Source organism: Flavobacterium profundi, assembly GCF_006491645.1.
GTDB lineage: Bacteria > Bacteroidota > Bacteroidia > Flavobacteriales > Flavobacteriaceae > Flavobacterium > Flavobacterium profundi.
Window position 1 is genome coordinate 104,862 of the sequence record NZ_VDCZ01000010.1, and the last position, 25,154, is coordinate 130,015.

Annotated in this window: 20 protein-coding genes; 11 read left to right on the forward strand and 9 right to left on the reverse strand. The window is 32.3% G+C overall.

Annotated features, from left to right (window positions below; all coding sequences use genetic code 11):
• Positions 1 to 13 precede the first annotated feature (13 nt).
• Together FHG05_RS13190 and FHG05_RS13195 are read left to right on the forward strand one after the other, a co-directional pair.
• Complete coding sequence (locus FHG05_RS13190; protein ID WP_140998549.1) at positions 14 to 1,177, forward strand: efflux RND transporter periplasmic adaptor subunit; 1,164 nt, start codon at positions 14 to 16, stop codon at positions 1,175 to 1,177.
• 8 nt (positions 1,178 to 1,185) lie between these two features.
• Positions 1,186 to 4,689 (forward strand): efflux RND transporter permease subunit, encoded by a 3,504-nt coding sequence (locus FHG05_RS13195; RefSeq protein WP_140998551.1) that lies wholly within the window; start codon positions 1,186 to 1,188, stop codon positions 4,687 to 4,689.
• 65 nt (positions 4,690 to 4,754) lie between these two features.
• On the opposite strand, the gene FHG05_RS13200 is transcribed toward FHG05_RS13195, so the two are convergent.
• Positions 4,755 to 5,807 (reverse strand): ferredoxin--NADP reductase, encoded by a 1,053-nt coding sequence (locus tag FHG05_RS13200; RefSeq protein ID WP_140998553.1) that lies wholly within the window; start codon positions 5,805 to 5,807, stop codon positions 4,755 to 4,757.
• Between the two features lie 118 nt (positions 5,808 to 5,925).
• Between FHG05_RS13200 and FHG05_RS13205 the strand changes: the two genes are divergently transcribed.
• Entirely contained in the window at positions 5,926 to 7,392 is a 1,467-nt protein-coding gene (locus tag FHG05_RS13205; protein ID WP_140998555.1) for a DUF5687 family protein, read from the forward strand.
• A gap of 41 nt (positions 7,393 to 7,433) precedes the next feature.
• Positions 7,434 to 8,129 carry an ABC transporter ATP-binding protein gene (locus tag FHG05_RS13210; protein ID WP_140998557.1) on the forward strand — a complete coding sequence of 232 codons (696 nt, stop codon included), beginning with the start codon at positions 7,434 to 7,436 and terminating at the stop codon, positions 8,127 to 8,129.
• A gap of 42 nt (positions 8,130 to 8,171) precedes the next feature.
• Here the strand turns inward: FHG05_RS13210 and FHG05_RS13215 are convergent, their stop codons facing one another.
• The 4 genes from FHG05_RS13215 to FHG05_RS13230 all read right to left on the reverse strand — a co-directional run bounded on the left by FHG05_RS13215 (position 8,172) and on the right by FHG05_RS13230 (position 11,706).
• Positions 8,172 to 8,681 carry an acyl-CoA thioesterase gene (locus tag FHG05_RS13215; RefSeq protein WP_140998559.1) on the reverse strand — a complete coding sequence of 170 codons (510 nt, stop codon included), beginning with the start codon at positions 8,679 to 8,681 and terminating at the stop codon, positions 8,172 to 8,174.
• Positions 8,682 to 8,749: 68 nt separating this feature from the next.
• The gene (locus FHG05_RS13220; protein WP_140998561.1) at positions 8,750 to 9,682 is read right to left on the reverse strand and encodes an HU domain-containing protein; all 933 of its coding nucleotides are present in this window, start codon (positions 9,680 to 9,682) and stop codon (positions 8,750 to 8,752) included.
• A gap of 79 nt (positions 9,683 to 9,761) precedes the next feature.
• On the reverse strand, positions 9,762 to 10,445 hold the full coding sequence (locus FHG05_RS13225) for a response regulator transcription factor (RefSeq protein WP_140998563.1): 684 nt from the start codon (positions 10,443 to 10,445) through the stop codon (positions 9,762 to 9,764).
• Complete coding sequence (locus tag FHG05_RS13230; protein WP_140998565.1) at positions 10,438 to 11,706, reverse strand: sensor histidine kinase; 1,269 nt, start codon at positions 11,704 to 11,706, stop codon at positions 10,438 to 10,440. Before FHG05_RS13230 ends, FHG05_RS13225 begins: the two co-directional genes overlap by 8 nt.
• A gap of 143 nt (positions 11,707 to 11,849) precedes the next feature.
• Here FHG05_RS13230 and FHG05_RS13235 point away from each other — a divergent pair, with 143 nt between their 5' ends.
• The 7 genes from FHG05_RS13235 to FHG05_RS13265 all read left to right on the forward strand — a co-directional run bounded on the left by FHG05_RS13235 (position 11,850) and on the right by FHG05_RS13265 (position 19,396).
• Positions 11,850 to 12,323 carry a DUF1573 domain-containing protein gene (locus FHG05_RS13235; protein WP_140998567.1) on the forward strand — a complete coding sequence of 158 codons (474 nt, stop codon included), beginning with the start codon at positions 11,850 to 11,852 and terminating at the stop codon, positions 12,321 to 12,323.
• A 74-nt stretch (positions 12,324 to 12,397) separates the two neighbouring features.
• Entirely contained in the window at positions 12,398 to 12,868 is a 471-nt protein-coding gene (locus tag FHG05_RS13240; protein WP_140998570.1) for a methylated-DNA--[protein]-cysteine S-methyltransferase, read from the forward strand.
• 59 nt (positions 12,869 to 12,927) lie between these two features.
• The gene (locus FHG05_RS13245; protein WP_140998573.1) at positions 12,928 to 14,085 is read left to right on the forward strand and encodes a serine hydrolase domain-containing protein; all 1,158 of its coding nucleotides are present in this window, start codon (positions 12,928 to 12,930) and stop codon (positions 14,083 to 14,085) included.
• Positions 14,086 to 14,284: 199 nt separating this feature from the next.
• A complete protein-coding gene (locus FHG05_RS13250; protein ID WP_140998575.1) occupies positions 14,285 to 14,998 on the forward strand; it encodes a 3'-5' exonuclease in 714 nt (237 codons plus the stop codon).
• A 57-nt stretch (positions 14,999 to 15,055) separates the two neighbouring features.
• A complete protein-coding gene (locus FHG05_RS13255) occupies positions 15,056 to 16,495 on the forward strand; it encodes a nucleoside recognition domain-containing protein (protein WP_140998576.1) in 1,440 nt (479 codons plus the stop codon).
• 4 nt (positions 16,496 to 16,499) lie between these two features.
• A complete protein-coding gene (locus FHG05_RS13260) occupies positions 16,500 to 17,585 on the forward strand; it encodes a serine hydrolase domain-containing protein (protein ID WP_140998577.1) in 1,086 nt (361 codons plus the stop codon).
• 209 nt (positions 17,586 to 17,794) lie between these two features.
• A complete protein-coding gene (locus FHG05_RS13265) occupies positions 17,795 to 19,396 on the forward strand; it encodes a fumarate hydratase (RefSeq protein ID WP_140998578.1) in 1,602 nt (533 codons plus the stop codon).
• A 96-nt stretch (positions 19,397 to 19,492) separates the two neighbouring features.
• On the opposite strand, the gene FHG05_RS13270 is transcribed toward FHG05_RS13265, so the two are convergent.
• From FHG05_RS13270 to FHG05_RS13285, 4 genes are all read right to left on the reverse strand, one after another.
• On the reverse strand, positions 19,493 to 22,402 hold the full coding sequence (locus tag FHG05_RS13270; protein WP_140998579.1) for a M4 family metallopeptidase: 2,910 nt from the start codon (positions 22,400 to 22,402) through the stop codon (positions 19,493 to 19,495).
• A 139-nt stretch (positions 22,403 to 22,541) separates the two neighbouring features.
• Positions 22,542 to 23,708 carry a class I SAM-dependent rRNA methyltransferase gene (locus FHG05_RS13275; RefSeq protein WP_140998580.1) on the reverse strand — a complete coding sequence of 389 codons (1,167 nt, stop codon included), beginning with the start codon at positions 23,706 to 23,708 and terminating at the stop codon, positions 22,542 to 22,544.
• A gap of 72 nt (positions 23,709 to 23,780) precedes the next feature.
• Positions 23,781 to 24,440 carry a CoA transferase subunit B gene (locus tag FHG05_RS13280; RefSeq protein ID WP_140998581.1) on the reverse strand — a complete coding sequence of 220 codons (660 nt, stop codon included), beginning with the start codon at positions 24,438 to 24,440 and terminating at the stop codon, positions 23,781 to 23,783.
• Positions 24,441 to 24,442: 2 nt separating this feature from the next.
• Complete coding sequence (locus tag FHG05_RS13285) at positions 24,443 to 25,144, reverse strand: CoA transferase subunit A (protein ID WP_140998582.1); 702 nt, start codon at positions 25,142 to 25,144, stop codon at positions 24,443 to 24,445.
• Positions 25,145 to 25,154 lie beyond the last annotated feature (10 nt).

Below are 25,154 nucleotides of genomic sequence, written 5' to 3' on the forward strand. Positions count from 1 at the left end.
TACAATCTTACAAATGAAAAAAATATATATTACAGTAATCGCTTCACTAGTACTACTTTCATGTGGTGGCGATAAAAAAAATTCAACGGAAGCCGTAATTGAAAAGGGTGACTTAACTCAATTAAGAGCCAAAAGAGGTGAATTAATCACACAATCTGATGCTTTACTTGCAGAAATAGCAAAGATTGACGAAGCTATTGGTAAATTGGATGAAAATCATAAACTAGCTTTAATTACAACTATTGCAGCTAAAGATACCGTCTTCAATCATTATTTAGAATTACAAGCTACCGTACAAACCAAACAAAATATTGTTTTAAATGCGGAATATGGTGGTGTTTTACAACAAGTTTATGTAAAAGAAGGTCAAAGAGTTTCTAAAGGTCAAACTTTAGCTAAAATTGATGATGGTGGTTTAGGATCGCAATTAGCGCAAATGGAAACACAAGCGGCTTTAGCAAAAACTACTTTTGAAAGACAACAAAACCTTTGGAACCAAAAAATTGGTTCAGAAATTCAATACTTACAAGCTAAAACAAATTATGAAGCGCAAGTAAAAGCAGTTTCTCAAATGAAAGCTCAAATTGCTAAAACGGTAGTTAGAGCTCCATTTTCAGGTACAATTGATGATATCATTACTGAAAAAGGAAGTGTTGTAGGTCCTGGAACACCAATTTTAAGAATCGTTAACTTAGGAGATATGTATTTAGAAGCCGAAGTTCCTGAAAAAAACATTGCAACTGTTAAAAAAGGAACTGAGGTAATTGTAGATTTTCCAATCTTAGGAGAAACTTTCAATGCAAAAGTTACACAAGCTAGTAACTACATCAATCCAGCGAACCGTTCTTTTAACATCCAAATTGCTGTTCCAAGTAAAAACGGTCAAATTAAACCGAATTTAACTTCAAAAATTCAAATTAAAGATTATACAAATCCAAAAACTATTGTAGTGCCAATTAGTATTATCTCAGAAAATGCGGATGGCGAACAATATCTTTATGTAGCAGAAAATACTACAAAAGATGGTCAAGCAACAGCTAAAAAAGTAATCGTTAAAACCGGTCTAACTCAAGGTAACTATGCTGAAATCACAGAAGGTATCAAAGACGGAGATTTAGTAATTAGTGAAGGAGCTCGTAGTGTAAAAGAAGGACAAAAAGTATCCATAATCAAATAAGTGTAAGAATGAGTACCACAAATACAGATACAAACAAAGAATTTAAATTATCATCATGGGCCATCGAAAACAAGATGACCATATATGTAGCGATGGTAATGTTCTTGTTTCTTGGACTGTCTGCATACTATAGTATGCCTAGAGAAGATTTTCCAGAAGTTAAAGAAACGAAAATATATATTAGTACCGTTTATCCAGGTAATACTGCTGAAGATATTGAAAGACTTATCATTGACCCATTAGAAGACGAAATCAGAAACGTGAGTAATGTGGTTAAAGTTTTGTCTACCTCTCAAGAAGATTATGGTATTATTACTGTAGAATTTGACGAAAAAATTACGGTAGAAGCTGCAAAACAAAAAATTAAAGATAAAATAGACACCAAAACAGGTGGTGAAGACTGGCCAACATTTAACGGTGCCAAAGTAGAACCGAATGTGTTTGACTTGAATCTTTCTGAGGAAGTTCCTATTATGAATATTAACATTCAGGGAGATTATCCAGTAGACAAATTAAAAGTCTTTGGTGAATACTTAGAAGATGAAATTGAAGCATTAGAAGAAATCAAACAAGTGGATATTCGTGGTGCCCAAGAAAAAGAAGTAGAAGTTGCAGTAGATATTTACAAAATGATGGCTTCTCAAGTAAGCTTTGATGATGTAATTAATGCTATTAGAAATGGAAACGTAACGATGTCTGCTGGTAATTTAATTGCCAATGGTCAAAGAAGAACGATACGTATTCTTGGTGAAGTGGACCAACCGAAAGAATTAGAAAGTTTTGTGGTTAAAACACAAGGCGGTGCCGTATACTTGAAAGACATTGCTAAAATAACATTTAAAGATGTTGACAAAACCACTTATGCTAGAGAGTTTGGGAAGAGCGTTGTAATGCTAGACGTAAAAAAACGAGCTGGTAAAAACATGATTAATGCTGCTGAACAAATTAGAGAAATTGTAAAAGATGCTGAAGAAAATTATTTACCAAAAGATCTGAAGATTACGATTGCGAATGATCAATCCTCAAGAACCTTGAATCAGGTTGATGATTTAGTAAACAATATCATCTTTGGAATTATTTTAGTTGTAGGGGTTTTAATGTTCTTTTTAGGATTTAGAAATGCACTTTTCGTAGGTTTTGCAATTCCAATGTCGATGTTCATGTCCTTTATGATTTTAAATGCAATGGGATATACTATGAACACCATGATTCTTTTTGGATTAATTATGGGATTAGGAATGTTAGTAGACAATGGAATTGTAGTTGTTGAAAACGTTTACCGATTAATGGAAGATGAAGGTATGGATCGTATAGAGGCTGCTAAGAAAGGGATTGGAGAAATTGCATTACCAATTATCATTTCAACAGCAACAACAGTTGCCGCTTTCGTACCCCTTGGATTATGGCCAGGAGTAATGGGACAATTTATGAAATATTTCCCTATCACATTATCTGTTGTATTAGGTTCTTCATTATTTGTGGCAATCTTCTTCAACTCCGTATTAGTATCGCAATTCATGGATATTAATGAAAAAATATTATCTCGTAAAGCCTTAATCCGATTAACTCTTATTTTAGGAGGTTTTGGAGCTATTATTTTAATCCTTGGTGGTAGTATGCGTGCTTTAGGTTCAGTAATGATCTTTACTGCCATAATGTTCTGGTTGTATAAATATGTAATTAAAGGTTGGACGCTTTCTTTCCAAAATAGAGTCTTAACAAAATGGGAGAATTGGTATGAAAGTGGGTTAAAATACTTTTTATCTGGCAAAAAACCCTACTTAACAGTAGTAGGAATGGCGCTAATGTTCTTTGTAATTTTAGGATTGTATTTTGGGTGGAGCGTAGGTAGTGGTCGTACAAAAGTGGAATTTTTCCCAGACAATACACCCAACCAAATTATTGTGTACATCGAATACCCACAAGGAACAGATATTACCAAAACAAATGAAATTACTGCTGCTGTTGAAAAAAGAGTGTATGCAGTACTGAATCAAAAACTTGGTGAAGAGGAAATTATGAATCCTGAAGACAACACCAACTATTTAGTAGAAAGTGCGGTATCTCAAGTAGGTGAAGGAGCAGGAAATCCTCAAACTGATGGTGGTTCTACAGCAGAAATGCCTCATAAAGGTAAGATTACAATCTCAATGAGAGAGTATAAATTTAGAAATGGTTTAAGCTCAGAAGAACTTCGTAAAAAAGTGCAAGCTACCCTGAAAGATATTTATCCTGGTGTAATCATTTCTGTAGAAAAAGATGCAGTAGGTCCTCCAGCGGGTTACCCAATTAACATTGAAATTAAAGGAAAAGATTACAATGAATTAATTGCAACCGCAGAAAAAATGAAAGATTTCTTGAATACCAAAAATATTCCAGGAGTAGATGAGTTAAAAGTAGACGTTAACAAAGACAAACCTGCGATGAAAGTGGTTGTTGATAGAGAAAAAGCTGGTGAAATGGGTGTTTCTGCTGGACAAGTTGGAAATCAATTGCGTCGTTCTATTTTTGGTGAAAAAGCAGGTATTTACAAGAAAGATGGTGAGGACTACGATATTTATGTACGTTTCAATGAAGATAATCGTTACAACAAAAGTGCTATTTTTAATCAAAATATCACTTTTAGAGATATGGCTTCAGGCCAAATCAAAGAGATTCCGGTTTCAACGGTAGCTTCTCAAAAGAACACCTCTTCTTTTAGTGCGATTAAACACAAACAATATGAAAGAGTGGTTGTCTTATATTCTGCTTTATCACCTGGTTTTACAGATGCTGGAGCAGTTGTAAAACAAATTCAAGCTGAAATGGGGAATTTTGACGCTCCTAAAACAGTAGAATTTGATTATACGGGACAATTAGAAGAACAAGGGAAACAGATGGCTTTCTTAATGGGTGCATTAGTAACTGGTTTGTTCTTAATCTTTTTGATTTTGATTCTTCAGTTCAATTCAATTTCTAGACCTGGAATTATCATGGTAGCTGTATTTTTAAGTTTCATTGGCGTATTCTTAGGATTAATGGTAACTGGATGGCCATTCGTAATTATGATGACCATGATGGGTATTATCTCATTGGCCGGAATTGTGGTGAATAACGGTGTGGTATTACTGGATTATACTGATTTATTAATTGCAAGAAGAAAAGAAGAATTAGGACTTCCTAAAGCAACTCAATTACCTAAAGAAGATATCTTTAATGCAATTGTAACAGGTGGTAAAGCTCGTTTAAGACCGGTTTTATTAACTGCAATTACAACAGTATTAGGATTGATTCCATTAGCGATAGGATTTAATATCGATTTCTTCAGTTTATTTGCAACCGGTAATCCTCATATTTATATGGGTGGTGATAACGTAATTTTCTGGGGACCTTTAGCTTGGACCGTAATCTTCGGATTAATCTTTGCTACTTTCCTTACTTTAATAGTAGTTCCTGTTTTATTCTATTTGGTAAACCTTTTCAAAATTTGGTTACGTAATAGAAACAACAAGAATGAGGTAATTACTGAATAATTGTAATTTAATCATAATAAAAAAAGCTCCGAAAATCGGAGCTTTTTTTATTTCAACTATTGTTATTATACATCATCAAAATCTACAAAAACGCTATCGGTTGTAGGAACAGCTTGACAAGCTAGTACTAATCCTTCTGCAATTTCTCCATCGGTTAAAATGGCATTTTTCTTCATTTCAGCTTTCCCTTCTTTTACTCTACAAATACAACTGCTGCAAACGCCTCCTTGACAAGAATACGGTGCATCAATTCCTTGTTTTAAAGCCGCTTCAAGAATGGTTTGTTTTTGACTCATTTCAAAATGCGTTTCTTCATCATCGACCACAACTGTAATTTTTGTATGACCTTCTAAAGTTGCAGCACTCGCATTTTCATTCGCAGTTGTAGTAAACAATTCAAACTTAATGTCTTTTTCGGAAACATTGTTTTCTTTTAAAACAGTCGAAACCAAATTAATCATTTCTTCTGGACCACATAAATAATATTTGTCAAAGCTTTTCTCACTGTGTTTATTTTTAAGCACAAAATTCACAGCAGATTTATCAATTCGACCAAATAATTCTCCATCAACATTAATTTTACTATACACATAATGTACAAAAAAGCGACCTACATATTGTAAATGCAGTTCTTGAAGCTGGTTGTGAAAAATAGTTTCTTCAACGTTTTTATTACCATAAACTAATACAAAAGTACTTTTTGGCTCGCTTTCTAAAACCGATTTTACAATCGACATAATTGGTGTAATACCACTTCCTGCAGCAAAAGCCACATAATTTTTTTGTCTGTCGGATTGCGGTTCGAAAACAAATTTCCCTTCTGGTAAACCAACTTCAATTAGATTTCCTTCTTTCAAATTTTCATTGGCAAATTTAGAAAAGAATCCGTTTTTAACAGCTTTTACAGCAACTCTCAATTCGCCACTTTTAGGAGAAGAACAAATCGAATAGGCTCTTCTAACTTCTTGACCGTCTAAGGTTAATTTTAAGGTTATATATTGCCCAGAGACAAATTGATAAAACGTTTTTAATTCTTCTGGAACATTAAAAAGTATCGATACTGAAGAAGGGGTTTCTCTTCTTATTTCTTTTATAACTAATTTATAGAATGTTGACATTTCTTTTATATTTTCTACAAAAATAAGAAACAAAATCGCCTTGTTTATAGATAAATTAAAAAAAATCGTAACATTTTAGTGCAAGTGACTACCAATAAGAAACCAACAAAACTAAAATATGGTCCAACAATTTCTCAAATTAGAGTGGAAAGCCTTTATACGATCCTCTTCTTTTTCCACTAATATTGTCTTAAAAATTTTCATGATTCTAGGAGCCTTGTATTTCATGAGTATGTTTCTTTTATTAGGTTTTGGCTCCTATCATATTCTAGAAAAAGCAGGTCAAAATCCTTTTGATACAATTAATAGTTTTGCCTTGTATTACTTACTCGTCGATTTAGTGATTCGGTTTTTCTTTCAAAAAATGCCCACTTTATCAATCCGACCCTTTTTAAATCAAAATGTAAAGAAAAATAACATCGTTCGGTTTGTGTTGAACAAGACCATGTTGTCTTTTTTCAATTTTATCCATTGGTTTTTCTTTATTCCGTTTACGATAACTTTAGTGATGAAAGGATATACAGGAACCGCTTGGATTTGGTGTATAAGCATGCTTCTTTTTGTATACATTAATAATTTTTTAGCCATTTTAATAGACAAAAAAGATGCAGTTTTTTACACTATAGTAGGTATTTTTGCCATCTTTGGTGTACTTCAGTATTATTCTATTTTTGATATTAGTTTATACTCAAATCCTTTTTTTGCTTCTTTTTACAAGTATTCTTTTTGGGCACTTATTCCAATTGCAATCTTAGCCTTGTTGTATTATCTTAATTTTAAATTTTTTAAATCGAATTTGTATTTAGATGCAGGTTTATCCATTGAGCAAAATTTAGCGACTACTGAAAACTTAACTTTCTTAGATCAATTTGGTAAATTAGGTACCTTCTTAAAAAATGACATTCGTTTGTTAAAAAGAAATAAAAGAGCAAAAACAACGCTATTAATGAGTGTTATGTTTTTATTCTACGGATTATTGTTCTTTACAAATTCCATTGAAGCCTATAATGCACCCGTTTGGAAAATTTTTGCTGGTATTTTTGTTTCAGGTGGTTTCTTGTTTAATTTTGGACAATTTGTACCCAGCTGGGACAGTTCGTATTATCCTCTAATGATGACACAAAACATTACTTATAAAGATTATTTATCGTCGAAATGGTGGTTAATGGTAATTGCTACCACAGTTTCTACTCTTTTAGCCAGTTTGTATTTGTTTTTTGGGATAGAAACCTATTTAGCGATTCTTACAGGAGCCATTTTTAATATCGGAGTAAATTCACATTTGGTTTTATTAGGTGGTGCTTATATTAAAACTCCAATCGATTTAACTTCGAATAAAAATGCTTTTGGTGACAAAAAGGCTTTTAATGTAAAAACCTTATTAATTTCCTTACCAAAGTTACTATTGCCTATGCTTGTTTATGCCATTGGTCATTATACCCTTGGTTGGCAATTTGGTTATTTATTAGTAGCCCTATTAGGTATTTTAGGTTTTGCTTTTAAAAATAAAGTTTTCCAAATTATCGAATCGATTTACAAAAAAGAAAAATACATTACTCTTGAAGCCTATAAGCAGAAAGGTTAGTTTTTTTGAACTCATTATTAATTATTTGAAATTACCGCAACATGATACACGTAAACAATTTATCCAAAAAATACAACGGAACAACAGTACTACATATTGAAAATTTAGAAATCCCGAAGGGACAAAGTTTTGGACTTGTGGGAAATAATGGTGCTGGAAAAACCACTTTTTTTAGTCTGCTTTTAGATTTAATTCAGCCTTCAAGTGGAAAAATTACTTCTAATAACATTCAGATAAACACAGATGAATCTTGGAAAGTATTTACTACTTCATTCTTAGACGAAAGTTTTCTCATTGGTTATCTAACACCAGAAGAATATTTTTATTTCATTGGAGAATTGAGAGGCTGGAATAAAGCAGACGTAGATGCTTTTCTAACGAAATATGAAGATTTCTTTAATGGAGAAATTTTAAATAATAAAAAATATTTGAGAGATTTATCAAAAGGGAATGCCAAAAAAGCAGGAATTATAGGTGCGTTAATTGGCAATCCAGAGATTATTATTTTAGACGAACCTTTTGCTAATTTGGATCCAACCACACAAATTCGTCTTAAAAAAATTATCAAATCATTAGCAGAAGACAGTAACACGACTGTCTTGGTTTCAAGTCATGATTTACAGCATACTGTTGAAGTATCGGATAGAATTGTGGTTTTAGAAAAAGGAAACATTGTAAAAGATTTAGTACCCACAACAGAAACCTTGAAAGAACTAGAAGAATTCTTTTCCGCTTAAAAAATATAAAATAAAAGTCCGATTAAAAATCGGACTTTTTTGTTATGAGAATAAGGCTTTTAATTCTGTAGCTTCATTAGGTTTCATTTTTCCTGCTAACACTAAACTCAACTGTTTTCTTCTAAGTGCTGCATCATAGCGCTCTTTTTCTAAAGGTGTTTGCGGTTCAATAGGTGGTACTTGGATAGGTCTTCCGGTTTCATCTACAGCTACAAAAGTATAAATAGCTTCATTTGCTTTATTTTTAATCCCCGATTCTCTATCTTCAATCCAAACATCGATGAAAATTTCCATAGAAGTATTAAATGTTCTAGATACTTTAGATTCCACAGTTACCACACTTCCCAAAGGAATAGCTCTATTAAAAGCTACGTGATTCACTGATGCTGTAACGCAAACTCTTCGAGAATGTCTTCTTGCCGTTATACTAGCAGCTCTATCCATACGTGCTAATAATTCGCCACCAAAAAGATTGTTTAAAGGATTCGTTTCACCTGGTAAAACTAAATCGGTTAATGTAGTTAATGAGTCAGAAGGGTATTTTGCTTGCATTGTTTTTTTTTTGCAAAGATAATAAGCTTAAAAGATTCATTGTATAAAAAAATCCCAAAAATGGGATTTTAATCAATCAAAAGCCATGATTCTATGCTTTCTTCTTTGTAAAGTTTATTTTTTAGACTTTCAGCTTCTTCCATAGTCTTAAAACTACCATAAGCTACTGGCACTAATCCGAAATTATTTTTTTCTAATACTCTTGCATCATAACCTTGATCTACTAACATTTTTTGAGCTTTTTCTGCATTCTTTTCACTTCTAAATGCTCCAGCAATTAAATGATACGGTCTCTTTTCTTCTTTAACAGCTAGTTCAACAGTAGGTATAGGTGCATCAATAAAGAAAGTAGCTTGCTGAATTCTATGTTGTACTTCTTGTTGTACTTCTTTTTGAACGCGTAAGGTATCAGTAGCCACTTGTTGATCGTGAACAATTTTATACGCTGACAAACCTGCACCAAAAAACAACGTAATGGCAGCTGCGTATTTTAAATACGAATAGTTCTTTTTCGATTGTTTCGGTTGTAAAACAATAGGTTCTTTTACTTCAAAAACTTCAGCTTGCTGTAATAATACTTCACGTTTTACTTCTGGAGTTACAAAACTATTTAGTCCAAAAGAAGATATCAAGTAATTTATATTTTGACTGGGTTGGAAAACCCAGTTGTATTCACCATTTACAAAAATCTCTCCAATGTTTTCTAAAACAATTTTATCTCTATCTTCTAAAGCTGCAATCCATTGGTTTACTTGAGTGGCAATTTGAATTAAAGCATTACCGTAAGAAATGCTTTCCGCTAATGCAATGTGATTAGCCAACAATCCATCATTATTTTTGATGTTGCTATTAAAAGAAATAACTTTTCTAGGAGGCAAAAAAGTACTTGCACTCCCACTAATAGTTGCCGATTCAATTTCAGATAAAAAAGCTCCAAAACCTGGCACAGTTACACATTGGTAACGATATAATAATTCGGATATATATTTGTCTAATAACATAACTACAAAATTACACAAACAATATAGTTTTCAAAATTTTATTAACAATTTTTATTAACAAATAAAAACGACATAAAAATCAATCAATTACCAGCTTAAAACCTATTCTTGGAATGTTTTCTATTCTTACATTCGGTTCTTCTTTTAAGATTTTTCGGATTCGAGAAATAAATACATCCAAACTTCGTCCAGAAAAATAATCGTCATTACCCCATAAAGAAGTTAAAATCTTTTCTCTTTTTAAAACCGTATTACTATTATCTAAGAATAATTTTAGTAGAGAAGCTTCTCTTTCGGTTAAAGTAATTTGCTTTGAATTGTTTTTTAAGATATAATTTTCAAATTCAAATTCAAAGGAGCCTAATATGTATTTCGTTACAACTTTCTCGCTTTTTTTCTGGCTTCTGTTTAAGAAAATTTCAATTTTAAGAATTAACTCTTCAATCGAATACGGTTTAACTAAATAGTCATCTGCTCCTAATTTTAAGCCTTTAATGCGATCATCTTTCATCGTTTTTGCCGATAAAAAAATAATCGGAATTTCAGTATCTCTTTTTCTAATTTCTGTAGCTATTTCAAAACCATCCATATCAGGTAACATAATATCTAAAACGCACAAATCAAATTCTTGTTCGCAAAAGAGTTTAAAAGCTGCTGCACCATTATTGGAGTGAATCACTTCAAAATATTGTTCTAAATTATCAGCTGTTAAAAATGCTAATGTTTCATCGTCTTCTACATATAGAATTCTTTTCTTACTCATGAATTTCTGATTTAGGTATTTGAATAGAAATTTTCAAACCCGGATTTATATTTTCAGCTTTTATTTTCCAACCGTGCAATTGAACAATCTTTTTAACATAGGCCAAACCAATACCAAATCCTTCGATTTCTTTACTATCTGTTCTTTCTACTCGATAAAATTTATCAAAAATAAAAGGCAAATCTTTTTTGGGAACACCTGCACCATTATCGACAATCTGAATGGAATAATAAGTTTCTTCTTGTTTTACGGATATGGTTACAATCGGGTTTTTAGGACCATATTTGACTGCATTTTCGACAATATTATAAAAGATATTATAGAAATGGAATTCATCAGCTTGCACCATTAGGTTTTTCGAGAATAAAAAATCAAACTGAACTGGTTTTGTATATTTTAAAGAAATATTTTCTTTGGTCAATTCCACCATTTTCCTAAAATCGACTGCTGATTTATTAAGTTCAATATTGTTACTATCTGTTTTCGCAAGAGATAAAATCTGTTCTATATGTTCGTTTAATTTGTTACTTTGCTTAATTATGATTTGAATGTATTTGGAAAGCCTCGGGTTTTTCTTTATTTCTTCTTGATCATTAGCATAGTTAGAAGCAATTAAAATAGAAGCTAAAGGCGTTTTAAATTCGTGCGTCATATTGTTAATGAAATCATTTTGCAACACTGTGTATCGCTTTTGTTTTAACATCAATAAAACGGAATATACATACACAATAAGTACTACACACAAAACTACCGTATACAACCAATACTGCTTTAAACTTGTAAAATAACTTTGCTTTAAAGTAGGAAATCGAACCGCAAAATAATAGATTAAATCGTCATTTTTGGTAAAACAATCCACACATTTTTTACTGGGCTGACTCGTAGCGGTAATATAATTTCCATATACCATATTATTTGAACCACAATCATAAATTGCATATTCAAAATCCAAATCTAACTTTACTTTGGCAAATTCTTTCTTTAGATAAAACTCCAAGATGTTATTTTCAAACACATCATTCACATTGACTACATAATAATTATGAGCCACTTTTTTTATTTGGTTGGTAACGATTAATTCGGAATTATTATCTACGTAAATTCGTTCCACCACATCTAATAAAGCATAATGTATTTTGTCTTCCACTTCTTTTTTTTCAAAAGAATACGCTTGATTAAGCAAAAACAATTGCATCACAATAACGCCTAATATGGCAAGAAATCCAACCAGAATAACTATATTAAATCGTGTAAACTTCACCTTATTTTTTATGTAATGGTACGAATAATGCTGTTTGATTTTTAACTGTTAACAAGTCATTAACAATCATTACACGTTAGTTAACAACAAAGTTACTATTCCTTTTTAAATTTGCATATCGAATAATTACAAAAACATTATATATGAAAACGCTTAAACTATCAATTGTTGCATTATTCATTACTTCTTTATCTTTTGCACAAGCAGTAGAAGCTAAAAAAGTAGCACCAAAGGTCCCTAATACAGTTGCAACTCCAGCTCAAACTAAAGCTTCTGCTATGAAATGGAATACAGAAACTCATGAATTTGGAGAAATTGAAAAAGGAAAACCTGTTTCATATGAATTCACATTTACGAATACAACAAAAGAAACGATATTAATTACAAATGTAAAACCATCTTGTGGTTGTACAGCAGCTAATTATACAAAAACACCTATTAAACCAGGTGAAAAAGGAAGTATTACTGCAACATATAATGCAGCATCTCCAGGAAATTTTACAAAAACAGTAACAGTTACAACTAGTGAAGAAGGTGCAGCTCCTAAGGTATTAATCATCAAAGGAAGCGTTAAAGCTGAAGAGAAAAAAGAAGAAAAATCTGTTATGTTCAAATAATAAAACAACAATTTTTTTATATCTTACTTACGAAAAACCATCTTTTTATAAGATGGTTTTTTTATATTTATAAAATGCAAACAGTCTTTATTAATACTCCTTTAGGTACAGCCAAGATAGAAGGCGATACAAATGGCGTCTCTGTAATTTCAATTAGAGAAGAAGGAGAAATTTCAACAAAAATTCCTACCGAACTTAAAGAAGTGGTACTGCAATTACAAGAATATTTTGCAGGCAAAAGAACACAATTTAATTTTGAAATGAATCCTAAAGGGACCGATTTTCAAAAAAAAGTTTGGAAAGCGCTTCTCGAAATTCCTTATGGAAAAACCACTTCATACTTAGAATTATCCAAAAAACTAGGCGATGTAAAAGCCATAAGGGCAGTCGCTTCTGCCAATGGCAAAAACCCTCTTTGGATCGTGGTTCCTTGTCATAGGGTCATTGGTACAGATGGTTCTTTAACCGGTTATGCTGGAGGATTGTGGAGAAAGAAATGGTTACTTGAGCACGAAAATCCAGTAAAGCAAGAAAGTCTTTTTTAAATTTTTAAAAGCAAGCCTTTTTTTGTTTATTTTTATGCTTATAAAACCAATAAGCAACTATGAAATTCTTAAAAAAATTCTTCAAGTGGTTTGCAATTATACTTGTATCCATTATCATATTAATGTACATCTTTGATGTAGACTATTTATTAAGAGCAGTCCGAACAATTTATTTTAGAGGTTACACTACAGCCTTTTTGGAAGATTACACCCATTTTCCAAATAGAGAAATAAAAAATGGAGTGGCCCAACCTTGGAATATTGCTAAGGATTACAACCAAGTTCCTTCAACTGAAACGTTGGATAAAACCCACAAAGAGTTACAAACCGTTGCTTTTTTAATTATTAAAAATGATAGTATTGTTCACGAAAGTTATTTTGATGGATATACTAAAGATTCTAAATCCAATTCCTTCTCTATGGCAAAAAGTGTGGTTACTATGGCCTTAGGTAAAGCTATTATGGAAGGAAAAATAAAAAGTTTGGATCAAAAAGTAGCTGATTTTTTTCCAGAATTAAAAGGTGCATTTGCAAAAGAAGTTACTGTAGGTGATTTATCTTCAATGGCATCTGGCTTAAGTTGGGACGAAAAATACTACAGCCCATTTTCTATAGTAACCCGTGCTTATTTTGATGATGATTTAAAAAAGGTGATTTTAGGATTAGAGATAAATGAAAAGCCAGGACAGTCTTTTAAATATTTAAGTGGCGCAACACAATTATTAGCCATGTGTATTGAAAAAGCAACTGGAGAATACCTTTCAGATTATGTTTCCAAAAACTTTTGGCAACCTTTAGGAGCAGAAAACAATGCTTTGTGGCAATTGGATCATGAACCAGATGGAATTGAAAAAGCGTATTGCTGTATTGCAAGTAATGCTCGAGATTTTGCTCGTTTAGGAAAATTATATTTGCATAATGGAAATTGGAAAGGAAAACAAATTTTAGATTCTACTTTCGTACAAAAATGTATAACACCTCGCTTTCCTGAAAGTCCACAGTATGGTTATGGTTTTTGGATGCACACCATTAACAATAAAAAATTGTTTTATCTGAGAGGGCATTTAGGACAATTTGTAATTGTAATTCCAGAAGACAATCTTATTATTGTTCGTTTAGGACACATTAAAGGTGTACAAACAGAAACCGATCCTCACAGCAATGATTTATATACGTATGTTGAAGAAAGCTATAAAATTTTAAATCAAAGAAAATAAATACAAAACGAATAGTCATTTTTCAGGATTACACCATTAGAAACATTTCCTTAAAAAAAAAGGATAAAAAACGCATCGATATAAAAGACAAAGCAACAGGTTTTTTATTTTACTTGTTGCTTTTAAAAATTATAATTTTTTATTATTCGCCACTAGCTATAAAAGCAATTGAATCTTTATAGCATAAAACTATTTTAAAATGATTGAAAAAATTAACCTCAACAACATCTTATTTTTAGATATTGAAACCGTTCCTGAGTATGACAGCTACTTAGGTATGGATGAAGAAACCAAAAAGTTATGGGAAAGCAAAACCCAATACCAAAGAAGAGACGAAGTATCACCAGAAGACTTTTATGAGCGTGCTGGAATTTGGGCTGAATTTGGAAAAATAATTACCATTTCTGTAGGCTATTTTACTAACAAAGCTGACATTAGAAATTTTAGAGTGACTAGCTTTTGGGGAGAAGAGAAAAAAATTTTACAAGACTTTTCTAATTTATTAAACAATCATTTCAATCAGCCCCAACATCTTTTATGCGGACATAATGCTAAAGAGTTTGACATTCCATTTATCGCGAGAAGAATGATTATTAATTCCGTTCCTTTACCAAGCAAACTGAATTTATTTGGTAAAAAACCTTGGGAAGTACCTCATCTAGACACCTTAGAATTGTGGAAATTTGGAGATTATAAGCATTTTACTTCCTTGAAATTACTCACAAAAGTATTACAAGTTCCTTCCCCAAAAGATGATATTGATGGCAGTGAAGTGGCTCATGTATATTATATAGAAAAAGACATCGATAGAATCATTACATATTGTGAAAAAGACGTAATAGCTGTGGCTCAAATATTTTTACGTTTTAGAAGAGAAGACTTACTAATCGAAGATGAAATTATTCATGTATAATAGGAATTTGATTTTTTCATTCAATTTGAATTCATACTTTTACAAAAATTCAATTTTATGGTTTTAAGTAGATTTTGGTTAGCTATTTTTGTTTCTTCAATTGCATTTATAATTATTGGTTTGTTTACCAATAAATATTACTCTATCGATTATGTTTTAAATGGCAAACAAGGAGAGCCCATTTTAATAGCTGAAAAATATTTAAAAGATATTCCTCAAGCCGTTCAAGACTCGATTCTTAAGTCCAAAGAAAATACTTTTACAGTTAAAACAGCCAAGACCACTACTGATACCTTATATGTTTACAACAAACAATCGGTAAAAATTTATAGTGGGGTGCAACAAGCTGACGGATTACTTCCCATGGCAAAAAGTAGTTTGTTGGATTTAATTATTCCCTTAATTGCTTATTTAGCCTTTTTTTGTGGTATTATGGAATTGCTAATCATTTCAGGAGCTTCTGAAAAGTTAGCCAAAAAACTGAGTCCCATGTTTGCAAAGGTTTTTCCCACAATTCCTAAAAATCATGAATCCATATCGTATATGACCTTGAATTTTGCAGCCAATTTTTTAGGGCTGGATTCTGCTGCCACTCCATTTGGTTTAAAAGCAATGCAAAGCTTACAAGAATTGAATGACGATAAAGATCGAGCAAGTGATGCCCAAATTATGTTCATGTGTTTGCATGCTGCAGGTTTAACTTTAATCCCTACTTCGATTATTGGTTATCGCGCTGCCGAAAATGCAGCCAACCCTGCCGATGTGATGTTACCGTGTATTATTACTTCTTTTGTAGGAACAATTGCGGCATTCTTGTTAGTAGGCATGAAACAGCGTATCAACTTTAAAAGTGTCTCCCTTTTAGCTGTTTTGATGGGACTTATAGGTGCCATCATTGGTTTGTTATTTTATGTAAACACTTTAGACTTAATTGGTAAAAATTATTTTACAGCTAATTTATCGGGTGTATTGTTACTCGCTATTATTGGTTTTACCTTAATTTTCTCATTTGTAAATGAAAAAAAATTTACGGAGCATAAAACCACCATGTTTGACACTTTTGTTGTAGGTGCCAATAACGGACTCAAAACAGGAGTTATGATTTTCCCCTATGTGATGGGAATGTTAGTTGCAATTTCTTTACTGCGCAACAGTGGTTTGTTTGAAATTATAAGTCAGGGTATTTCTTTTATTTTTTCTCATTTAGGAGTAGCTAAAGAAATTACCGATTCACTTCCTGTAGCCATTTTAAGACCTTTTAGTTCTGGAGGATCTAGAGGATTTATGATTGATGCGATGCGTACTTTTGGCCCAGATTCTTTTGCAGGTCGTTTAAGTTGTATTTTTCAATGTAGTGCAGAAACTACTTTTTATGTAATCGCGGTTTATTTTGGTTCAGTAAGTATTAAAAATACGCGCTATACGTTAGGCATGATGCTTTTAGTCGATTTAATATGTGTGATTACAGGTGTATTAGTGGCCAGTTGGTTTTTTTAATAGTATGAAACCTTTATTTTTATTTTTTATTCCTTTACTAAGTTTTTCACAAATTAATTTTGATAAAATTAATAAGAAGACTGAAATATTAGCTTCCAAATATTTAAAAAAAGAAGATATTCCTGGAATGAGTATTAGTATTTCTTATAATGATACTATTATATTCTCACAAGGTTTTGGTTTTGCAGATTTAGAAAAAAAAACAAAAATATTTCCCTCAAAAACAAAATTTGAAATTGCTAGTATTACAAAAATGATTACGAGTGCCGTTTTAGGTAAAATGTATGAAGAAGGAACTATTGACTGGAATAAAACACCACATTTTTATTTGGATAGCTTAGCAAAAAAACCATTTGATTTCACAATTAAACAGTTAGCAGGGCATATTGCAGGTTTAAGAAGAAATGCTAGCGAAGAAAAGTGGTCTCTTGATAACAAATATTCTAAAAAAGATTTTTACAGAGTTTTTACTAAAGATTCATTACAATATCAACCGCAAACAAATTTTGTTTACAGCAATTATGGATTTAGTGTTTTGGGTTTTGTAATAGAAAAAATCTATCATAAAAATGTTTTTGACATCCAAAACGACTTGATTTTTAAACCTTTACAAATGAACAATACTTTTATAGATGATGGACATTATGATGAAAATACAGTTACATTTTATAAAGAAATTGAAAATAAAAAAGTAAAAATTACAGAATACGTTTATAATAACACATCATATTCTGCAGGTTGTCATCTTTCAACTTCTGAAGATTTGATTAAACTTGGTAATGCTTTTTTATTTGCTAATAGATTACTTAAACAAGAAACTTTAGTAGAATTAATTAAACCTCAAAAATTAAATTTTGGAGGTAAAACATTTTATGGAATGGGTGTAAATGTAAACAAAGACATCTATGGAAATTTTAATTATGGTCATGGGGGAAATGCAATTTCAGCTAGAAGTAAATTGTTAATATATCCAAGTTCCAAATTAATAATTGTTATGTTAGCAAATAAAAGTAAGACTAAAGAAGATAATTTTGTAGAAAAGATTGCAGATAATTATATTCAATTTTTAAATAATAAAATAGATTTTTAACCTCTAAGCATATTGATCTCTTTTATCGCTTAGATCGATCCTTAATTATCCAACCTAATGTCAAACTAAAAAACAAAGTAGTTAGCAGAATAATTGTTAATATGAAAATTGATTTTCAACTTCATACAAGACATTCTAAATAACCACAGAAATTTTTTATCAAAAATATTGAAATACTTACCTTTACCCCACTAAAAAAACACAAAAAAATGGATTTTATATACCAAGAACCTTTTCCAATTGAAAAGGATGACACCCAATACAAAAAAATAAGTTCTGATTATGTAAAAGTGGACAAAATAGGAGATAGAGAAATTCTAACTGTTGATCCAAAAGCACTAGAATTACTTTCTGAAGTAGCCATGAATGATGTTTCCTTTATGCTACGAACCAAACATTTACAAAGTCTTCAGAATATTCTAAATGATCCTGAAGCGACCGATAACGATCGTTTTGTAGCTTATAATTTATTACAAAACGCTACGGTTGCAGTAGAAGGCGAATTACCTTCTTGTCAAGATACAGGAACAGCTATTGTTATGGCAAAAAAAGGTGAAAATGTTTACACGGGAGCTGATGATGCCGAATGGCTTTCAAAAGGAATTTTTAACACCTATGAGAAAAAGAACCTGCGTTATTCTCAAATTGTGCCTATCAGTATGTTTGAAGAGAAAAATTCAGGTTCGAATTTACCAGCTCAAATTGATATTTATGCCAAAAAAGGAAATTCGTATGAATTTTTGTTTTTAGCCAAAGGTGGAGGTTCAGCTAACAAAACCTTTTTGTATCAGCAAACCAAATCGCTTTTAAATGAAAAATCATTAGAAACATTTATTCGTACCAAAATAAAAGATTTAGGTACCTCGGCCTGCCCTCCGTACCATTTAGCTTTAGTCATTGGTGGTACTTCTGCTGAATCTAATTTAGCAACCGTAAAAAAAGCCTCTGCAGGTTATTTAGATCATTTACCAACCTCAGGAAATATGGGTGGTCAAGCTTTTCGAGATTTAGAATGGGAAAAACGAGTACAAGAAATTTGTCAAGAAAGTGCTATTGGAGCTCAATTTGGAGGTAAATATTTTACACATGATGTACGTGTGATTCGTTTACCAAGACATGCTGCTTCTTGTCCGGTTGGTTTGGGAGTTTCTTGTTCAGCTGACCGAAACATCAAAGGTAAGATTACTAAAGATGGTATTTTCGTCGAACAATTAGAAACCAATCCAAAACAATTTTTACCAGAAGTTGCCCCTCATTTACAACCTGCTATTGAAATTGACTTAGACAGACCTATGCAGGAAGTATTAGCTGAATTAACCAAGTATCCTATTAAGACACGTTTGAAATTGAATGGAACGGTTATCGTTGCTCGTGATATTGCGCATGCAAAAATTAAAGAATTATTAGATGCTGGTAAACCAATACCAGACTATTTCAAAAATCATCCTGTATATTATGCAGGTCCAGCAAAAACACCAGAAGGAATGCCATCGGGTAGTTTTGGGCCTACAACAGCAGGAAGAATGGATGTTTATGTAGATGAATTTCAAGCTGCTGGAGGCAGTATGATTATGTTAGCCAAAGGAAATAGATCCAAACAAGTAACCGATGCTTGTGCCAAATATGGTGGTTTTTACTTAGGCTCTATTGGGGGTCCAGCTGCCATTTTAGCACAAGAAAATATTTTAAAAGTAGAAGTGGTTGATTTTCCAGAATTAGGAATGGAAGCTGTTCGAAAAATCACAGTGAAAGATTTCCCAGCTTTTATTATTACCGATGATAAAGGAAATGATTTCTTTGCTAACTTATAATTATTCACGGTAAGAAATTATAATATAGAAATAAAAAAAGAGGCTACAAATTGTAGCCTCTCCTTTTGAATATAACTAACTTAACTTAATTAATTCTTATTCCTTAATAAATTTCTTAGTGATTTTTTCCTTATAAGTATTCAATTCAACTACAAAGATTCCTGTATTTAATGAACTGATGTTAATTTGGTCATTCTTAATTTGTCCTTGTAATACTAATTGACCCATAACATTATATATCTTATAATCTTTCATACCATCATTAGAAATTACATGTAAAACATTTCCTTTAACTGGATTTGGATACATTACAAAATCTACACCTTTACTTGTTTCTGTAATGGTAGAAACCTCAGTTACTAAACCAGTTGTACCCACACAGAAGTTTGTTGACTCACTTGAACCAAATGAACCACCACTAGCTAAAGTTGTTCCATTAGAAGTGACAGAATAACTTCCGTTTCCATAAGAACAGCAAATTCCATCACCATAGCTGTCGTTAATTTTAAAAGTATAACATCCAGCAGCTAAACATTTCGTAATTGTTAATGAAGAGCCATCAGCTTGACTACCGTAAGTTCCTCCAGACTCAACCACCTGTCCGCTTGAATTCAAAATCTGCCAGCTTGTTTCTTCTGGATAATTATCAAATACAAAATTGATATTCACATTGGTACATGTTGGTGGATTTACGGTTCCAGTTGATAAGGCCACATCATCCACAGCAATATCTCCTTGCCAAGTACTTCCAGTTGTTCCAACAAATCGTAATTGAACAGTTGAACCTGTGTAAGTAGCTAAGTTAACAGAAGCAGATAACCAAGAATTACCTTGGTTCCCAGATTTTGTCCAAAGATCGGTCCAAGAAGTTCCATTTGTACTTGCTTGTAATGTTAATCCTCCCATACCAGCTGCTCCATACATATGATATTTAAAGGTAAAAGTTGCTGCTGAAGCGCTACTTAAATTATAACATGGTGAGTTTAATATTGTCTTTTTATTAGAATAATTAGGGCTAGAAGCTTCTACGTATACATAATAAGAACCTTGAGCAGCACTTGATGGTCCTGTACCACTTGAAGGAGTACCATTCGCGTCAACAATCCAATCGAAATCATCTCCAGAACCTTGTGTCCAAGCTCCCAAAGTATTTTCAAACCCTTCAGCATAAGGGTATGAAGTAATTGTAGTTGAACAAGTAGTTCCACCACCACCTCCGCCACCAGAGTATGCCGCACCAACACCTACGGCATAGAATGCATTAGTTGTTGCTATTACTTCAGCTGAACCAGCTCCATATAAATCAGTAGCTGCTTGTATACCATAAGTTCTTGCGTTTGCAAATGTAGAGTTAGCAGAAAGATAAACACTTTCTAAACGATACGCAATTTTTGCAGCTTTATCAATTCCAATTCCAGTTACGCTATATGTATTTCCAATATCATTAGTTCCCGATTTACCAACCGTTAAAATATAAAACCAGTGATTTAAGACACCACTATTTCTATGCACGCCACAATAGTCATTCGATTGCGTAGGCGTTCCACAATTAGGATTTGTCCAATAGGTTCCGCCATATGTATCTGGTTGTCCTTCACTATTTGGATCACTCATAGAGCGAAGCGCTAAATGTCCTGAGCGTCTTTCAATATCCTCACCAATTAACCAAGTACTTTTATTTGGAGCCGCATAATACTCTACAGCTGCTCCCCAAATATCTGAAAAAGCTTCATTTAAAGCTCCAGACTCTCTTTGGTAAGCCAGATTAGCAGTGTATGTACAAACTGCGTGACCTATCTCATGAGCCGCTACATCTAATGCTGTTAAAATGTCGAAATAGGTACCACTTCCGTCTCCGTATGTCATTCTAGATCCATCCCAAAAAGCATTATCATAATTAGAACTATAATGTACATAACTATTAATAGCTGCTCCTGAGTTGTTAAAACTATTTCTATTGTGTACTGCACTCCAATAATCATATGTTTTTTCTGCACCCCAATGTGCATCTAAAGCTCCATTATCTTTATTGGTCGAATGCTCAGCGGTTGTCCAATTATTATCATTGTCTGTGAAATTTACAGCAGAATTATAGTTGGTACTTTTATTTAAATCGTAGGTATTCACTCCATTTCCTCTAGTATTATCCTTTAAGATATAACTCCCTCCACTTAGGGTAGTTTCAATACTTTGAGAACCGCTATATCTTGTTGCCGCTGTTCCAGAAACTAATGCCTCAAAGGCTTTAGCAATTTTCTCAGGATTTTTAAGATCTGAACAAGCATGATTTGATTCAAAAAGGTGTGCGGAACCATGCCCAAAATTAGTAGCGTGTTTTATGGTAGCATTATAAAACAATACTTTACCGGTTTTAGCGTCTACATAAACATCAGCTCTGCTTATAGGATTGGTTCCATAAATGTCAAATTTATAGGCTAGTTGTAATTGCGGTTCTACTCCTTCCTTTCCTATACTTTCTAATTCAGGTAATAAAACCAATTCTCCTTGAGGTTTTGAGTAACCAATAAGAGCCGCTTCTTTTGCGTTTTCCCATAAAAAGGAAGTACTATGGGTTGCTTTTTTAGCAGCTTCAAGAGCTACGTTTGAGCTAATAGTTGGATTAATGTTAATTTTAGTTGGATTGTAAATTTCACCGTTCATAGAAACAATTCTACCGCCTTTAGAATTGATTGTATAAGTGGCAAACTCTATTTTAACATTATTATAAAAAAGTTGATACTTTTCATGAGAAAACCCAAGGTTGTCGTTTTCTTCTTTAATTTTTTGAAAAGTAAATCCACTTTTAAGATTCAAATTTTCTTTTAGAATACTTTGAAAATTTGAAGAAGAAAGGTTAGCACCTTCTTTGAATACAATTAGACTAGGTTTCCCATTTTCATCTAAAATTTTCTCTTTGATTTTTTTATCCCCTTCTTGCCCATAGGATAAAAATGAAAAAGAAGCAAGCAAAGACAATGCTACTGCTTTTTGTAGTTTGTTTTTCATAATTGTTTGATTGTTAAAGATTAGTTAAAAACAAAGGTAATAATTTTTTAACACAAACAATTACAGTAAAAATATATTTTTTGTTAAAATTAAATAAATAATGCTTTTTTTATATTAAAATTTATTAAAAAAATAAAAACTATTCAACAAAAAGCACTAATCCTTTAAGATAATGCCCTTCTGGATGATAAATGTTTGTAGGGTGATCGGGTCCTTGGTTTAATTTATGCAAAACTCTAATATTTCTACCTGTTTCAATAGCAGCTGCTGCTATAGTATTATAAAACAACACATCGTCAATAACTTGAGAACAAGAAAATGTAAACAATATTCCATTTGGTGCTAACGCTTTTAACCCTGCTATATTTAATCTTTTATAAGCCTGAGTAGCAGTATGCTTACTTTTTATATTTTTAGCAAATGCAGGAGGATCTAAAACAATTACATCATATTGTTGAGAATGTTCTTTCATGAATTCAAACACATCAGAAGCAACTGCTGTATGATTGGCACTAGGAAAATTTAATTGCATATTCTTTTTAGCTAAATCTACTGCTTTTTGCGAAATATCTACAGAAGTAACCAAGTTAGCACCCGCGTTCATTGCATAAATTGAAAAACCACCGGTATAACAAAAAGTATTCAGTACTTTTTTATCTTTTGAAAATGTTCCTAATAACTTTCTATTATCTCTTTGATCCAAGAAAAAACCCGTTTTTTGCCCTTCTACCCAATTCACATGAAATTCGATTCCATTTTCATTAGCAATACACTCGGATTGATTTCCGAATAAGAAAAAATCTTTCCCAGTATTTGGAAGTGTACCGCTACTTTTACAATAAATTGTTTCACAAAAATCTTTTAAACTTGTTTTTATAGCATCTGCTATAGCCTCCATTTGCAAGTAAATTCCAGAGGAATGTGCTTGAATTACCCAATTTTTATTATAATAATCAATAATTAAGCCTGGTATTCCATCTCCTTCACCATGAATAACTCGGAAAGCATTCGTTTGATTTAAATTCAGTAATTTCAATCGTAATTCCCAGGCAGAAGTAATCCTTTTTTTCCAAAAATTAGAATCAAAAGTTTCATCATTAAAAGTTAAGATTCGAACAACAATACTTCCTCTATCGCTAAAAAAACCAGTTCCTAAATGCGCATTGTTATAATCAACCACATCTACCATTTCACCATCTTCGATTTCCCTACTGACTCCATACACCGCTCCACTAAAAACCCATGGATGTCTTCTTAAAATCGACTTTTCTTTTCCTTTCTTTAAAATTACTTTTGGATAACTCATATTGTAAAAATTAGCCACAAAACACTACTATAAACAGTGAATTGTGGCTCTATTATATTTGTATTATTTTATTTAATCTAGAATCATTTCTGGAATATCTCCTTCTATAATCAAAGTCCCTTCTGTAGCATTTTTCACCTCTTCTACAGTAACACCAGGAGCTGTTTCTAACAATTTAAAGCCTTCTGATGTAACTTCAAGAACCGCTAATTCTGTTACGATTTTTTTTACACAACCTACTCCAGTTAAGGGCAAAGAACATCGCTTTAACAACTTTGATTCACCCGCTTTGTTTACATGCATCATGGCCACAATAATATTTTCAGCTGAAGCAACTAAATCCATAGCTCCTCCCATACCTTTTACCATTTTACCAGGTATTTTCCAATTCGCAATATCACCATTTTCAGCTACTTCCATAGCACCTAAAATAGTTAAATCGACTTTCTGACTTCGAATCATCCCAAAACTAAAAGCGGAATCAAAAAAACTAGCTCCAGGTAAAGTAGTTATGGTTTGTTTACCAGCATTGATAATATCTGCGTCCTCTTCACCTTCGAAAGGGAAAGGCCCCATGCCTAAAACACCGTTTTCACTTTGAAATTCAACCGATATGTCTTCTCTAACAAAATTAGCAACCAATGTTGGTATACCAATCCCAAGATTTACATAGTAACCGTCTTTTACTTCTTTTGCAATTCTTTTTGCAATTTGATTTTTATCTAATGCCATGATTACGCTCTTTTTCTAGTTGTACGTTGCTCGATTCTTTTTTCAAATGTAGCACCTTGAAAAATACGATTTACCATAATACCAGGAATGTGTATTTCATTTGGATCCAAAGTTCCTGCTGGCACTAATTCTTCCACTTCAGCTATCGTAATTTTAGCCGCACCTGCCATGACTGCATTAAAATTCCTAGCGGTTCCTTTAAAAATCAGATTTCCTGCTTCATCACCTTTCCATGCTTTAACAATAGAAAAATCTGCTTTAAATGCTAGCTCCATAACATGCATTTTTCCGTTAAATTCTCTTGTCTCTTTCCCTTCAGCAACTTCAGTACCAAACCCTGCAGGTGTAAAAAAGGCAGGTATTCCTGCTTGGGCAGCTCTACATTTTTCCGCTAGAGTTCCTTGTGGTGTTAACTCTACTTCTAGTTCCCCTGAAAGCATTTGTCTTTCAAATTCTGCATTTTCACCAACATAAGATGAAATCATTTTTTTTATTTGACGGTTTTGCAACAATAGTCCAAGTCCGAAATCATCCACTCCTGCATTGTTAGAAATACAGGTTAAGTTGGTTACTTTTTTATTTACTAACTCAGCTATACTATTTTCTGGAATTCCACAAAGACCAAAGCCTCCTAACATAATTGTCATTCCACTTTCAATCCCTTGTAGTGCTTCGCTAACGTTTTTTACAGTTCGCTTAATCATATTTTATTTG

What these genes read in the sequence shown, in the direction of transcription:
- FHG05_RS13190 (WP_140998549.1), top strand. Translation starts at nt 14, where the DNA reads ATGAAAAAAATATATATTACAGTAATCGCTTCACTAGTACTACTTTCA.
- FHG05_RS13195 (WP_140998551.1), top strand. Translation starts at nt 1,186, where the DNA reads ATGAGTACCACAAATACAGATACAAACAAAGAATTTAAATTATCATCA.
- FHG05_RS13200 (WP_140998553.1), bottom strand. Translation starts at nt 5,807, where the DNA reads ATGTCAACATTCTATAAATTAGTTATAAAAGAAATAAGAAGAGAAACC.
- FHG05_RS13205 (WP_140998555.1), top strand. Translation starts at nt 5,926, where the DNA reads ATGGTCCAACAATTTCTCAAATTAGAGTGGAAAGCCTTTATACGATCC.
- FHG05_RS13210 (WP_140998557.1), top strand. Translation starts at nt 7,434, where the DNA reads ATGATACACGTAAACAATTTATCCAAAAAATACAACGGAACAACAGTA.
- FHG05_RS13215 (WP_140998559.1), bottom strand. Translation starts at nt 8,681, where the DNA reads ATGCAAGCAAAATACCCTTCTGACTCATTAACTACATTAACCGATTTA.
- FHG05_RS13220 (WP_140998561.1), bottom strand. Translation starts at nt 9,682, where the DNA reads ATGTTATTAGACAAATATATATCCGAATTATTATATCGTTACCAATGT.
- FHG05_RS13225 (WP_140998563.1), bottom strand. Translation starts at nt 10,445, where the DNA reads ATGAGTAAGAAAAGAATTCTATATGTAGAAGACGATGAAACATTAGCA.
- FHG05_RS13235 (WP_140998567.1), top strand. Translation starts at nt 11,850, where the DNA reads ATGAAAACGCTTAAACTATCAATTGTTGCATTATTCATTACTTCTTTA.
- FHG05_RS13240 (WP_140998570.1), top strand. Translation starts at nt 12,398, where the DNA reads ATGCAAACAGTCTTTATTAATACTCCTTTAGGTACAGCCAAGATAGAA.
- FHG05_RS13245 (WP_140998573.1), top strand. Translation starts at nt 12,928, where the DNA reads ATGAAATTCTTAAAAAAATTCTTCAAGTGGTTTGCAATTATACTTGTA.
- FHG05_RS13250 (WP_140998575.1), top strand. Translation starts at nt 14,285, where the DNA reads ATGATTGAAAAAATTAACCTCAACAACATCTTATTTTTAGATATTGAA.
- FHG05_RS13255 (WP_140998576.1), top strand. Translation starts at nt 15,056, where the DNA reads ATGGTTTTAAGTAGATTTTGGTTAGCTATTTTTGTTTCTTCAATTGCA.
- FHG05_RS13260 (WP_140998577.1), top strand. Translation starts at nt 16,500, where the DNA reads ATGAAACCTTTATTTTTATTTTTTATTCCTTTACTAAGTTTTTCACAA.
- FHG05_RS13265 (WP_140998578.1), top strand. Translation starts at nt 17,795, where the DNA reads ATGGATTTTATATACCAAGAACCTTTTCCAATTGAAAAGGATGACACC.
- FHG05_RS13270 (WP_140998579.1), bottom strand. Translation starts at nt 22,402, where the DNA reads ATGAAAAACAAACTACAAAAAGCAGTAGCATTGTCTTTGCTTGCTTCT.
- FHG05_RS13275 (WP_140998580.1), bottom strand. Translation starts at nt 23,708, where the DNA reads ATGAGTTATCCAAAAGTAATTTTAAAGAAAGGAAAAGAAAAGTCGATT.
- FHG05_RS13280 (WP_140998581.1), bottom strand. Translation starts at nt 24,440, where the DNA reads ATGGCATTAGATAAAAATCAAATTGCAAAAAGAATTGCAAAAGAAGTA.
- FHG05_RS13285 (WP_140998582.1), bottom strand. Translation starts at nt 25,144, where the DNA reads ATGATTAAGCGAACTGTAAAAAACGTTAGCGAAGCACTACAAGGGATT.